Here is a 13,235-nt window from a genome sequence, read left to right as displayed (position 1 = left end):
AAAATAGGTTGCCTTACTGAATATAAAATTCAATGATTTATCACTAGCGAGGGACTTGACTTAAGTCCCTCGCTAGTGATAAATCATTGATAATAACGATATTACCCCTTATAAAACACCCATTTGCTAATCTCTTTCCAAGATGGTTTCTTGCCGTACATCAAGATACCTACGCGATATACTTTACCAGCAAACCATGTTGTACCCAGAAAACCAAGGACAAGTAATACGAAAGATAGGGCAATTTCCCAATTTGATACGCCAAAAGGTAACCTAACCATCATATCTATTGGTGAAGTAAGCGGGAACATAGATGCCCAAAAAGCGATTGAACTATCTGGTTTCTGAATGATTACTTGACCAAGTATAAATGATAGAATAATAGGTATCGTAACGGGAAACATAAATTGTTGTGCTTCTGTAGAGTTCTCAACAGCCGAGCCTATCGCAGCAAAAAGCGAACTATACAACAAATATCCACCCATATAAAACAAGAAGAAGCAGATAATAATTTTTGCCAACGATATGTTGTCAATGGTTTGTGAAATGCTAGATAACGGATTCGTATCTTTTACATTTTCTTTATATTTTTTGATTTCATCCTTTCCTGCTCCAGATTGTTGAAGGGTCTGAACTTTCTCCTGAATTTTATTGGACATGATGGCCGTAGTGGCACTTGACGCTCCAAAAGTAAGCACACCCCACAACAGAAATTGTGTAAGTCCAACTAACCCAACGCCTACAATTTTACCCATCATTAATTGAAAAGGGCGAACCGACGAAATCATCACTTCAATAATTCTATTACTTTTTTCTTCGATTACACCATTCATTACTTGCGAACCATATAGAAACGCAGAGATATAGAGAATCAAACCAAAAATACCTGCCAAAATCATCGCTCCTGCCGAACTACTACTTTGTTCGCCACCTTCATCATCCAATGTATAGGTTTTGGCATTTACGTTTACCTTATTGTCTTCCAATACCTTTAAGTCAATATTGGCTTTTAGCAGTTTAATATTGCGTAATTCTGTCTGAATTTTTCCTTGAATCTTATATTGTGTAGTTAAACCAATGCTTTTTTTACCTACCATTTTTACACCATTCGGATTATCAAGAATATCCTTTTGGATGTTCACTAAAATATCGGCACCACTTTTTGTGAGGTTTTTCTTGGCCTGCTCAAATGAACCATCTATAAATTTGAAAGTAATATCGTCTTCTGATTGAAGTTTTCCTTTGAATAACTTACTTTCATCGACTACCTCAATCGTTTTGGTATCATTTGAATTCAAAAATAAATAAAGGGGAATGGCATATATTGCCGCTATCAGAACGGGAACCAAGAGAGAAGCAATCCAAAAAGATTTTTTTCTTACTCTAGTAATATATTCGCGCTGGATAATCAGTAAAATCTTATTCATAGTTGTGGGGATTTTTTAAAAGGAATGCTGATTGAATGGATTTGGCAATGTTTCTTAAAGAATGTCGTTTGCTTCACCACCCACCACTTTTATAAAAATATCATTGAATGAAGGAATATTTTCATTGAAAGCCTTAAGGTCTACTTGCTCAATCAACACGGCAATCAATTGGTTTACAGATACGCCTTCTACCAGCTTGATGTTCGCTCGCGTAATTCCATCGTCCAAAGGTTTAGTATTTAATAATTCAAAAGCTAAAGGATTTTCGGTTAACGAGCCAACGAAGTCTATCGTATAAGAGTTTTCTCTGAAACGATTTTTTACTTCTTTCTTTGCTCCATGAAGCACCACTTTCGATTTGTTAATGAGTGCAATATGGTCGCACAATTCTTCAACAGACTCCATTCTGTGGGTAGAGAAAATGATGGTTGTCCCTTTTTGTTTCAGTTCTAATATTTCATCTTTTAAAAGATTAGCATTGATGGGGTCAAAACCAGAGAAAGGTTCATCCAGAATAATTAATTTAGGTTCATGGACAATCGTAGCGATAAACTGTGTTTTTTGTTGCATCCCTTTTGAAAGGTCTTCAACATTTTTGTTCCACCAGTCTTTTATATCAAATTTTATAAACCAGTGTTTCAACTTTTCGGTAGCATCCGCTTTGCTCATGCCTTTCAATTGGGCAAGATAAAGCAACTGCTCTCCTACTTTCATTTTTTTATACAACCCTCGTTCTTCTGGCAAATAGCCGATTACTTCAATGTGTTTGGGCTGTAATTTTTCACCGAGAAGCATGATGTGTCCTTCGTCTGGAGCAGTAATTTGATTAATAATTCGTATCAACGATGTTTTACCTGCTCCGTTTGGGCCTAACAACCCAAAAATTGAGCCTGCTGGTACTTCTATACTAACATCATCCAGGGCAGTGTGTCCTGCATAGCGTTTTACCACATGGTGGGCTTCTAAAATATTCGACATCAATGGTGTGGGTTTAAAAGTTATTTAAGTTTTGGAATAAGTCGCAGAAAGCTGTTAAGAATTACAACGACAGTACAAAACAAAAAGAGTTTATCAAAAATGGTGTCATTTTTTGATAAACTCTTTTATTTGTTTGATAGTCGGTAATTATTAAGCTTCTGTAGTTTCAGCAGGCGCTACTTCTTCCGAAGTTTCAGCTACTTTTTTCTTACTAGGCTTACTTTTCTTTTCTACAACTACTCCATCTTCCGTAACGATAGCGATTTTTGCTGCTAATTCTGCTTTGGCTGCTGCTTTCGCCTTTTCTTTCTCTACCTTTTCAGCTTTTTCTTTTGCTTTTTTAGCTTCTTTTTTAGCTTCCTTCTCTAGCTCATCAACTTCTTCTTTCTGAAGTTTACTGTATTTCTTCACCAACTCTTCTGTTGATTTGTCAACAGTTTTCACTAATTTTTTAGCACTTTTTTCATTTAACCCATGAAGTTTACCTAATATAAGGGCTGAAAGTTCGTTGGCAAGAGTCTTTTTATCTGATTTCATGATTAATATTAATTTAATATTAAATTATTGTTATTTAATTGAGACGAAGGTATTAATAAGGTTGAAAGCAAAAAAATTTTTCGTGTTAAGTTTTTGAAAAACTGATATTAATTATTTTTTCTAATTAAATACTTGCTAACATAATCCCAACATATAATACCTGTAGTGACTGAAATGTTCAAAGAATGTTTTGTGCCAAACTGGGGTACTTCCAAACAAAAATCAGCCTGCTCTACTACTGATTGATTTACACCAAAAACTTCGTTCCCGAACACAAAAGCATATTTTTTATCTAATTCGGGTTCAAAGCTTAATAAAGATACACTATTTTCAACTTGTTCTACTGCCGCTACGATATATCCCTCTGCTTGAAGTGTCTTTATCAATGCCAAAACGTTTTCAACATGTTCCCAAGTTACGGTTTCATCAGCTCCTAAAGCCGTTTTTTGGATTTCTCGGTGTGGCGGTGTAGCTGTAATACCACCCAAAAATACCTTTTCTACTTTAAAAGCATCTGCTGTTCTAAATACCGACCCTACGTTGTTCATACTTCTGATATCATCCAAAATCAGCACATAAGGAAACTTTTCTACTTGTTGAAATTCCTCCACAGTCAAGCGGTTTAGGTCTTCCATTGATAATTTTCGCATTGTTAATTAAAATTTTTGTGGTTATCGTATTTCTCTCAATTCCTCTGAAATCAACGATTGCCATTTTTGTTGTCCTACAAAATTAATACTATGGTTACTATCCGCATCATATTCCCTTTGTAAACGATTAAATTCTCGATACATTTCAATAAATAATAGCTGTAATTCACTATCATAATTATCGAGCGACAATATTTTAGTGGCTTTCTTTTTAAAACGCTCTATAATTGCTTTGGTAATATCAAAATGCAGTTGTTCATGAGCAAGACTATATTCTGTAAGCATGCCCATCGTCCATGAAGAACTTTTCAACAAATAAGCCTTTAATTGTAAATCTATGATCAATACGCCGTCTTTAATATCTGTAAAGGCTCCGTACTCAAAATTCGTAAAGACCTGTGCTGCATACTTTGAATTCTGTGGTTTTTTGCCCTCAAAATCTTGCCAAGATAATTTATGCTTGGGCGACCAAAAAACTGTATCGCCACTTACAGGATTATCTACACCGTAATCTGCTTGAAGATTAATTTTGAGAGATTTAGCCAAGGCTGGGTTTTTATCATAATTGATTGTCATCCATTGGTCAAAATATATCATTGACTTATCTAGCAATCGCCCAATGAGGTATTCAAAATGGTTGTCGGCATTAAAACTGCGTGTAAACGTAATTTTAGTTTGAAACGACGTTAAGTCTATTAAAGTAGTATCTCGCATAAAGCCAAATGCTACTTTTATCTCGCTATGCCCATTGATAATTTTAGCATTTACAATTTTTTCAACTACTTTTAGTTCTTTTATTTTAATAATAATAGGATAAGCACTAGCATTTTTTCTCGTGAATTTTGTTAAAAATTCATTACTTGCTTTGGTTACACCATTTACTACATTCAAATACACATCATCCTTTTCCTCGTTATATACCAGTCCTACCCTGAGCTTATCACTACGCTCGTCGATAATCTTTAACAAGTAAAAATTGTTGTTTTTTAATTTAACAGAAGAATTACCCAGAGATATTAATTTTTCCTGAGCTTGCACATAAGTTTGTACTATCAATTGAAAAAAAACACAATTAAACACTAAAATCCACTTGAAATTTTTACATTTTTTCATATCTTAGTATAAATTATATATTCACAAAATTTTTTAACGATGTCAAATTCAACACAACACTCAGAAGATAACGAACTTTCGACCGCACAGTTGATTGGCTTGTTTATCGTTTTTGCTTTTTTATTAATTTGGTTGGGAGATACCTTCACTGCGACAGTAGGTATTATTGGCGAGGTAATCGTATTTATTGTAGAATATAACAAAAAACATAAATTGATTGATCCTTAGTAACATTCAAGTTCTTCCTAAAAGAGGTTGCTTCAAAACACAATATAATAAATGTTTTTGAGGCAACCTCTTTTTATATCAACACTTGCTTAGTGCTGTCAATCAACTAAGTTTTGCAATCAAATCTATTGCTTCAGATGTAGCCATAATTGTTTCAGCATCAATCACAAAATTGCCCTTCTTTACTTTTCCTAAGAAACTTGCCTTCACATCCGTTGCTGCTATGATGGCATCAAAAAGAGCATATTGGTCTAGTGTAATTGATACCAAAACGCGACTCTGTGCTTCACCAAACAAAAAAGCATCTTTACGGTAAGCCGAGTTTGTTCTGATGCTAAATCCTAAATTATTAGCCATTGCGGCCTCAGCCAAGGCAATGAACAAACCTCCACCCGATACACTAAGAGCCGACTGAATAGCTTTATTTTCAATTAATTGTGCTACTATGTCCTGAATATTTTGTTCTTCTGGCACATTTAAAACTGAAGGAACTGATACTTGTATGTTTTTATAAGCATGTAAGTATTCTGAGGCAATAATGTCGTTTTTAGAAGCACCTATTAAATATATCAAATCGCCTTCATGCTTGAAATCAATCGTCATCATATTAGTTGCTTTTTCTAAAACACCTATCATGATGGGTTGAGATGGCAAATAGTTGGTAATAGCGATAGGTTTCCCACCCGCACAAACAATATTTCGTGATGCTTCTGCCACACTAACGGTATAACCGTGTTCTGCGGTTAGGTCATGAACATTACCGACAGCCGTCGCTATAATATATTTATCTGAGTCAGGTACTTTTATAATAACAGTGTTGGTAGGGAGCTTCCTTTTTGCATCATCAAACAGAATACCAATATCGTCTGGTGCAGAAATCCATGTTTTAGAACATCTATTAGGTTGTGTTAAAAGATGTTTCGCTACCAAAACTATCTCTTCGTCTTTCACATCCTCTACTGCATCGATACTAAATTTCCTAAATTCTTGTTCGTTAGCAAGCGTTGCAACCCCAAGCTGAGTATAGTTCAACACCTCTTTATCAAAATCCCCCTTAGGAATATACTCTTTTTGAACTACCTCAAACATACGTTTTAAGATTATCATAACCTTATCAAACTCTTCGGGGAGGATAGCTAGTTGTTTAATAATATCGCTCGTTGGTAGTATCAACTGTTGGATAGTTTCTTGCTGTTTCACTTTGGCTGTATCTTATCATTGAAGCTGTTTAAACTTTTCCTTTCGGGTTAAACTAAGTCTTTTAGAATACTTTCACCTCAGAAACGGAAAGTTTAAACAGTTTCATTATCAATTATTTATTTTTAGTAAATAATCCATATTGGTTTATATGAAGGTAAATATATTTCAAACAGTGAGTAAATTAAAAATCATAGGGTAATGCTGTTAGCGTTTACTTATTTTAAAATTCCAAGAAGTTTAGTTAATTGTACGAGAGCGGTGGTATCGCGGGCACCCAGTTTACGAATCATATTTTTCCGATGGTTATCTACTGTATTAGAGCTAATAAACAATTTTTCACCAATTTGCTTCGATTCATAACCCCTTAATAGCATTTTTAATACATCTATTTCCCTATCCGAAAAAATATCCTGTTTTTTTAATTGCATTTCTGAGGAAGAAAAGGTCGTAACAAAATCACCTTTTCTAAAACTTACTCGTCCTAAATAATTATCTAATTTCTTTACTAAATGCTCAATATCTTGGTCTATCAGAAAACAGACAGTAGGTAAACCTTCTTCATCAAATTCTAATCCAATTAATTGAACCAGTGAATGAAAAGGTTTTTTGCTCGGCCTATAATACTGCAACCCATATCCGTATGCCACAAAACTTTCACGGATTTCGCGGGGAGCTTCTTTGATAGAATTGTACATAAATTGTAATAATTCAGGAACGGCCGATACATTTTGCATATTAGGCACCATCATCGTCAATACTTTCTGTACACCTTTTTCAATAAATTCGTCGGGATGAATCCCCAAGGCCAATTCGGTATTAGCCACAAATTTATAGCTGAGTGTGCGCATGTCCATAATTTGGTAGACTGCATTAGGTAAAGTAGAAGCTATGCTAAAAAAACCCAAGTCTTGTAAATATTTTTCAACGGACTTCTCAGTAGCATTTCCCGCTACCTGACTCACTGCATCCAAACATTTACGAAACAATAGTTCGATAGAATTTTTTGAAAGAGACTCCATTATCTTGTAGAATTTTAGAAAATTTTAGAACAAAAAACTTGTATGAGTATTTTATACTAAAATACTTTTATAAATTGTGTAAAATAGACACTTTGGCTATTCTTAGGGAACTAAACATTGCATATATTTGCATTAGAAATTACTATTAAAGAAAGATAACAAATAAAAAAACGTTATTCGTATTTTTATTGAATTATTCTTATCTCTGCCAAAGTCGTTTCTTTGTGCTTAACCACCATTTTAACGTGATCCATTAATAAAAATAATCTGGATTTACAGTCGCCCCGCCAGAAAACTCATTATCATCCACAAGATTATTTTTCAAAAAGTCGAAGCTAATACTTCGGCTTTTTTGTTTTCAAGCATTACTATGCATTTTAAGCTTATTTATATCTTCCTGTGTGTCAATATCATATATCCCTTCTGGAAAATCTATACTTATAATTTCATCCTTATAATCCTTCAAAATTGCTTTTGCTCCGCTGTCACCATCTAATTGTATTAATCTTGGAAAATATTTTTTGTCAAATAAGATTGGCACGCCCAGTTGATTCGCATACTTACAGGCAACAATTGAATGGTGCTGATTTGCAAAAAGTTGCAACATTTTTTGCACAATCCCTTGCTTTACAAAAGGTTGGTCGCACAATAGTATCAAAATGGCATCTGATTTTTCTGCAAGTGCTTGTACGCCAAAACTTATAGAGTTTCCTATACCTTTTTGCCATTCAAGATTTGTTTTTATTTGTAAACGTGGGGTATTTTCTTGAAGTAAGCTGTTTAATTCAGGTTGAATTAGTTTTTCGTTGGCTCCTAACACTACTAATACCTCTTCTGTTACTGCTAATGCCACACGAGTAATTTTACTTACAAGTATTTCTCCTTGATATTCTACCAATTGCTTAGGACTACCCAAACGACTTGAGCTACCCGCAGCCAAGATTAAAGATGAAATTTTCATAGTTTTGATACGAAGAAACCTATTCACAAACTAATTTAACAGTCTCGACCGGAATTCCAATACTGTTTTGTTAATTACAAAGTGTTGGTCAGATGTTCAATCAGCCTATTTGTGTCATTCAATAGCTTAAAACTCCTAAAAGCTTCATCCATTAAAATCGTAAAATGTCTTGTACCGCCACAACGGAAAAGTTTATAAATATTCGGGAGTACCTGTAACAGAAATATTAGGCAAGGCTGATGTTACTTTAGGCAAACAGCTTAGAGGCGAAAACCTAAGCAAATACCATATCGTAAAAGCGGCTGATGGTTATGAAGTGCTTTTTGGGGTTAGCCGAATCAGATGCTAGTTTTACCGACAGGGTAAAGCCTGCTCGTTGTATTTTTGAAGTAACCAATCTTATTGTTCGCTTTGCGAAGGATTGACTTGACTGTTCCTCAGTCACTCGTAACTCATAGCATGGCTTTGGAAGTTTTATGGTAACTCCAAATAAATTGGAAGTCATATCATGAGTTTTCAAGCATTATCACTAGCGAGGGACTTAAGTCCCTCACTAGTGATAAATGGTGTATAAAAGCTATTTTACAAACCATTTTTCACCGCTACACCCACCATACTATCGGCAGTGCCATAATATAGAAACCATTTTTGCTTAAAAAAGACCAAGCCTTCAATAAAAGTAGTACCAGCTTTGTATTGCCCACGCATTTCATGAGGCAAATCTGGTTTGATAAAACACCCATCAAGTCTTTCTATCACTTTTGTAGGGTCGTTGACATCAAAAAGTACTTGTCCGCCCGAATAGGTTTCAGCAGGAAGTTTCATATCTCTTGTTTCTCCGTTGGCATTCTTTCCATTGTATAATAGTAAAATTCCTTTGTCGGTCAATATCGCTGGCGGACCGGGTTCTGTTAAATCGCTATCAAACTTGCCTGCTCTGGTATTTATGACAAATTTCAATTCGCCGTTTGGTTCTACTAGCGGTATCCAATTAATTAAATCGTCGGAAGTAGCTATGTTGACTCCTTTTTCTCCCCAATACATCCAATATTTCCCCTTAATTTTGGTAGCCGTAATCTTACCATTATTCATTTTAGTAACAATTGAACCTGACTTCGACCATATATTCACGAATTTACCATCGTAGGCTTTTCCAAAAGCAGGGCCATGTTTTTTCCAATGAATTAAGTCTTTAGAACTTGCAATACAAAGTCTGGCAACATCTCTATTCCAAGCAGTATACGCTACGACATACGTACCGTCTGCCCGTTGTACAATGCGTGGGTCTTCGCACCCACCAGGATTATCATATTTAGAAAATTCGTCTTTCGCAGGAAATAATACTGGTGTTTTTCTTCTTGTAAAATGAATGCCATCATTGCTTACTGCTAGGCCTATCCTAGACGTACGAAAGCCAATTTTTGTACCGGGTATATCTTCTGCCCGAAATAAAACATATACTTTTCCGTTTCTAACAATAGCGGCGGGATTAAAAACATCTGCTTTTTGCCATTTTACCGACATATTAGTCATCGGACAAGCAAACACATAGCTAGAGTCGGCCATTAAAATTGGATTTTCTTTGGGTTTAGAAAAGCCTTTTAAAGACCAATCTGTATTTTGAGCCACCGCCAAATGGGCAATGGCACTGAAAAAGATGAGTAATTTTAATTTCATTGGATATTTGATGATTGTTTTTATAAATCTATCTAAAATTATCTACAAGTTAATCGGTATTATAGGTTAATTTAACATCGACTTATTTTGTTGAAACAACCTCCGCATCTTAACTTGCAAAAACATTTAACCAAATCATTCATAATAACCATTCTTTTTATTTATGAAAAAGCTGTGTTTAGTTTTTATTTTATTAATCAGTATTCAAAGTATTCGTGCACAAGTATTCTCGGGAACCCAAGAAATAGAAAGAGCCACCAAAGAAGGAGTATATACAACTGTTTCTATTGAAGATAAGTATATCAAACAAAGTTGGCAAAATGAGCTTGCCAAATACGGCAGTGTAGAAGTAGGCAGAAATAATGTTTTTAGAATTACAGGGGCTAGAATATCAAGTATTTCACCAGACCCTGTGATGGTGGTCAGTAAAATAACGGCTGAACGAGGGAGAAGTAAAATTTTCCTTTCAATAGGTTTTGGTGACGAGGTATATGTAAATGGCTCGCATCCTAAGTATTTAGCAGCCGAAAAGATTTTGAATGATTTTGTAGAGGTACTCAAACGCCATGAAGAGGTGAGAATAGAAGAAAAGAATGTGGAAGATATTAAAACTAGACAACTTAAATCTGTAACGACTTCTGACAAACTGACAAGAGCCATTGAAAACAATAAAAAAGAAAAAGATAGGCTTTTGTTGAAGATAGAGGAAAATAGACTTGAGCTAGAAAGACTACAAATGGAAATAGAACAAAACAAAAAAGATCAGCTATTGATGAATGAGGGGCTTATAAATCAGCAAAAAAAGGTAGAAGAAGCCAAACTTAAACTCAAAAAGCCATAACTTACTTACAGCATCATTAAAAATCCTTTGGGCCAAAACGCTCAAAGGATTTTTTTATTTTAAAACTCGCCATCAAAAAAATCCATTCATAAAGTCAAATGTACCGTCTATTCATTTTCAGATTGATAATCTTTAAGGTCGGTATAAATTTCATCCATCAAACGAAAAGAACTATTTAAAATTATTGTTAAATCTATTTTTATAAAACTCTAAACAAAAAAACTAAACAACGACAACCATGAACGATTCTCTTTATCGCATACCTTCAAAAGGACAATTAGGGGGTGTAGCAGCTGGACTAGCAGAACGCTTCGGCTTTGATGTATCAATAGTCAGATTACTTTTATTTTTGGGTTTAATATTTACTCATGGTATTTTTTTCTGGATGTATATTATCTTGTGGATAGCATTGCCAGTGAAACATCAGTGGGAAACAACAAGTACTCCAGAAGATTCAAATTTTAACTCAACAACATTTACTAACATGAAAAAGGATTCAAGCAAAGTTTGGGGCATTATTTTAATAGTATTAGGTACGATATTCTTATTAGACGAATGGATTCCTGATTTTGACTTTGGCAAATTCTGGCCTCTTATTTTAATCGGTGTGGGTGGTTATATTATCTTTAAAGAAAAAGATAAGATTAACTTCAATAACGATAACGACAAAACTAACTTCTAAATCGACATTTTGAGGCCGTTGTGAATAAACTGAAAACGGTTATTGATAACGGCTTCAAAACTTAAACGCTTTTAACGATGAATTCAAAAAGTATTTTTACCGGAGGATTTTTAATCTTACTTGGTTTCCTATTCCTAGGAAAAGAGTTTGGTTGGTTTAATATCAATTGGCACGAAATCTCAAGACTATGGCCACTTTTATTAATCTATTTAGGCTTGGTTGCTTTTATTGGCAAGAGTAGTCGTTCGGCTACTGTCATTACCATTATTTTACTTTGCATAGCTATTCCTATCGTAATAGTAAGGAGCTGTAAAGAAAAGGTAGAACATGCTTTCAACGACCATGATGTTCATATCGACTTGAATGATGATGACGACGATGATAATGATAGTGACAATGAGGAATATCATTTTAAAGGAACAAAGCAAAAACTTGTAGAATCAATGAGTCCACAAGTTAAATCAGCAACATTTGAATTTACAGGCGGTGCAGCAGAGTTTGTCATTAATGGTTCTTCAAATGATTTAGTAGAAGCCGATGCTGACTTAAATTTCGGTAATATCTCGCTTAAAAAAACAGGCGATTCTAGCAGTCCAAACATTGCTTTTGCTTTAAAAGGAAAGAAAAATCATTTCAACCTTAGCGATGACAACCACAACAAAATCAATTTAAAGCTAAACCCAAGTGTGCTTTGGGATATGAATTTTGAATTTGGCGCAGGCAAAGCAGATTTCGATTTGAGTGAATATAAAGTCAAAAAACTTTCTATTAAAACTGGTGTAACTGAAACGGATGTTAAACTAGGAGACAAAGTAGATAATTTAGATGTACAAGTAGAATCAGGCTTGACTTCTATCGAATTTAATATTCCTGAAGCTGTTGGTTGTAGAATAGACATTGATGGTGGACTAAACTCTAAAGATTTTGATGGATTTATTCAAAAAAATGGACATTGGGAAACACCAAATTTTGAAAAAGCTAGCAAAAAAATCAACATTAATTTTGATGGAGGTTTACAAGAATTGAAAGTTAAGAGATATTAGTATATTAGATTCGACAACTTTATAAAAGTTGTCGAATCTTTTTTTGTTATCCCTTTTTACCTGTCTTGAGATTTGACAACAAATCTTTTTTGTTATACTTTACTCTGACAAAGTTCTACCAATACAGCATTCGTACCTTTTGGATGTAGAAAACATACTAATTTATTATCTGCACCATCTTTAGGCACTTCATTCAACAAGGTAAAGCCCTCTCCTTTTAGTCTTTCCATCTCCTCATAAATATTGGCTACTTCAAAAGCGATATGATGGATACCTTCTCCTTTTTTGTCGATAAACTTTGTAATCGGGCTATTTTCATGAGTTCCTTCCAGTAATTCGATTTTGGTTTGTCCTACCTGAAAAAATGAAGTAATCACCCCTTCAGATGCCACCTCCTCCTGCTTAAATGGTTGTACACCCAAAAGTTTAGAGAATAATTCGTTAGAAATACCCAAGTCTTTTACTGCTATTCCGATATGTTCTACTTGTGCCATCATCTGCTTTAAATATTTATAATGAGAAAGCGACAATTTATAAAAAACAAAAACCCCAACCTAAAAAGGCCAGGGTTTTAAATGACTATCTATCTAAAAAAAATTAGATTCTCTTCACATTCACAGCATTTAAGCCACGCTTTCCTTCTTGTACGTCGAAAGAAACAGAGTCATTTTCACGAATCGTTGTGCCAGATAATCCTGTTACGTGAACAAAGATTTCTTCATTAGACTCATCATCAACGATAAATCCAAAGCCTTTAGATTCGTTGAAAAATTTAACTTTACCAGTTTGCATAAAAATTGATATAAAAAAAATTGAAAAAATAAAAAATACTACGGTTTGTTCTGATTATACTGGTAATCAATATATGCAAAACTAATA

16 protein-coding genes are annotated in these 13,235 nt (G+C 34.3%); 5 read left to right on the top strand and 11 right to left on the bottom strand.

Features of this window, described 5'->3' with window-relative positions:
* Positions 1–101 precede the first annotated feature (101 nt).
* The 5 genes from AC07XN_RS19660 to AC07XN_RS19640 form a co-directional block, all read right to left on the bottom strand.
* Entirely contained in the window at positions 102–1,427 is a 1,326-nt protein-coding gene (locus AC07XN_RS19660; RefSeq protein ID WP_494744272.1) for an ABC transporter permease, read from the bottom strand.
* Positions 1,428–1,481: 54 nt separating this feature from the next.
* Complete coding sequence (locus tag AC07XN_RS19655) at positions 1,482–2,405, bottom strand: ABC transporter ATP-binding protein (RefSeq protein WP_494744271.1); 924 nt, start codon at positions 2,403–2,405, stop codon at positions 1,482–1,484.
* A gap of 150 nt (positions 2,406–2,555) precedes the next feature.
* Positions 2,556–2,942: a hypothetical protein gene (locus tag AC07XN_RS19650; protein ID WP_309919248.1), complete on the bottom strand. Its 387-nt coding sequence runs from the start codon at positions 2,940–2,942 to the stop codon at positions 2,556–2,558.
* 107 nt (positions 2,943–3,049) lie between these two features.
* Positions 3,050–3,592, bottom strand: a complete 543-nt coding sequence (locus AC07XN_RS19645; protein WP_309919245.1) for an RNA methyltransferase — start codon at positions 3,590–3,592, stop codon at positions 3,050–3,052.
* A 21-nt stretch (positions 3,593–3,613) separates the two neighbouring features.
* The gene (locus AC07XN_RS19640; RefSeq protein WP_494744270.1) at positions 3,614–4,561 is read right to left on the bottom strand and encodes a hypothetical protein; all 948 of its coding nucleotides are present in this window, start codon (positions 4,559–4,561) and stop codon (positions 3,614–3,616) included.
* A gap of 183 nt (positions 4,562–4,744) precedes the next feature.
* Here AC07XN_RS19640 and AC07XN_RS19635 point away from each other — a divergent pair, with 183 nt between their 5' ends.
* Positions 4,745–4,933: a hypothetical protein gene (locus tag AC07XN_RS19635; protein WP_309919239.1), complete on the top strand. Its 189-nt coding sequence runs from the start codon at positions 4,745–4,747 to the stop codon at positions 4,931–4,933.
* Positions 4,934–5,035: 102 nt separating this feature from the next.
* Here AC07XN_RS19635 and AC07XN_RS19630 read toward each other — a convergent pair whose 3' ends face one another.
* The 3 genes from AC07XN_RS19630 to AC07XN_RS19620 all read right to left on the bottom strand — a co-directional run bounded on the left by AC07XN_RS19630 (position 5,036) and on the right by AC07XN_RS19620 (position 8,113).
* A complete protein-coding gene (locus tag AC07XN_RS19630; protein WP_494744269.1) occupies positions 5,036–6,133 on the bottom strand; it encodes an AIR synthase-related protein in 1,098 nt (365 codons plus the stop codon).
* 215 nt (positions 6,134–6,348) lie between these two features.
* Positions 6,349–7,152 carry a helix-turn-helix transcriptional regulator gene (locus tag AC07XN_RS19625; RefSeq protein WP_309919233.1) on the bottom strand — a complete coding sequence of 268 codons (804 nt, stop codon included), beginning with the start codon at positions 7,150–7,152 and terminating at the stop codon, positions 6,349–6,351.
* A 358-nt stretch (positions 7,153–7,510) separates the two neighbouring features.
* Complete coding sequence (locus tag AC07XN_RS19620; protein WP_494744268.1) at positions 7,511–8,113, bottom strand: nucleotidyltransferase family protein; 603 nt, start codon at positions 8,111–8,113, stop codon at positions 7,511–7,513.
* A 169-nt stretch (positions 8,114–8,282) separates the two neighbouring features.
* On the opposite strand from AC07XN_RS19620, the gene AC07XN_RS19615 reads away from it, so the two are divergent.
* Positions 8,283–8,462 (top strand): hypothetical protein, encoded by a 180-nt coding sequence (locus tag AC07XN_RS19615; protein ID WP_494744267.1) that lies wholly within the window; start codon positions 8,283–8,285, stop codon positions 8,460–8,462.
* 233 nt (positions 8,463–8,695) lie between these two features.
* On the opposite strand, the gene AC07XN_RS19610 is transcribed toward AC07XN_RS19615, so the two are convergent.
* Complete coding sequence (locus tag AC07XN_RS19610) at positions 8,696–9,790, bottom strand: glycoside hydrolase family 130 protein (protein ID WP_494744266.1); 1,095 nt, start codon at positions 9,788–9,790, stop codon at positions 8,696–8,698.
* Between the two features lie 163 nt (positions 9,791–9,953).
* Between AC07XN_RS19610 and AC07XN_RS19605 the strand changes: the two genes are divergently transcribed.
* The 3 genes from AC07XN_RS19605 (at position 9,954) to AC07XN_RS19595 (ending at position 12,356) form a co-directional block, all read left to right on the top strand.
* Positions 9,954–10,631: a hypothetical protein gene (locus tag AC07XN_RS19605; protein WP_494744265.1), complete on the top strand. Its 678-nt coding sequence runs from the start codon at positions 9,954–9,956 to the stop codon at positions 10,629–10,631.
* A 238-nt stretch (positions 10,632–10,869) separates the two neighbouring features.
* The gene (locus AC07XN_RS19600; RefSeq protein ID WP_309919218.1) at positions 10,870–11,313 is read left to right on the top strand and encodes a PspC domain-containing protein; all 444 of its coding nucleotides are present in this window, start codon (positions 10,870–10,872) and stop codon (positions 11,311–11,313) included.
* 77 nt (positions 11,314–11,390) lie between these two features.
* A complete protein-coding gene (locus tag AC07XN_RS19595; RefSeq protein WP_494744264.1) occupies positions 11,391–12,356 on the top strand; it encodes a toast rack family protein in 966 nt (321 codons plus the stop codon).
* A gap of 92 nt (positions 12,357–12,448) precedes the next feature.
* Here AC07XN_RS19595 and mce read toward each other — a convergent pair whose 3' ends face one another.
* Both mce and AC07XN_RS19585 read right to left on the bottom strand, forming a co-directional pair.
* Positions 12,449–12,853 carry a methylmalonyl-CoA epimerase gene (gene mce / locus AC07XN_RS19590; RefSeq protein ID WP_309919213.1) on the bottom strand — a complete coding sequence of 135 codons (405 nt, stop codon included), beginning with the start codon at positions 12,851–12,853 and terminating at the stop codon, positions 12,449–12,451.
* A 100-nt stretch (positions 12,854–12,953) separates the two neighbouring features.
* A complete protein-coding gene (locus AC07XN_RS19585; protein WP_184132988.1) occupies positions 12,954–13,148 on the bottom strand; it encodes a cold-shock protein in 195 nt (64 codons plus the stop codon).
* Positions 13,149–13,235 lie beyond the last annotated feature (87 nt).

It is taken from the genome of Arcicella sp. GW458-12-2-14-TSB2, from assembly GCF_059423785.1.
This window is presented reverse-complemented; position numbering and strand designations above follow the sequence as displayed.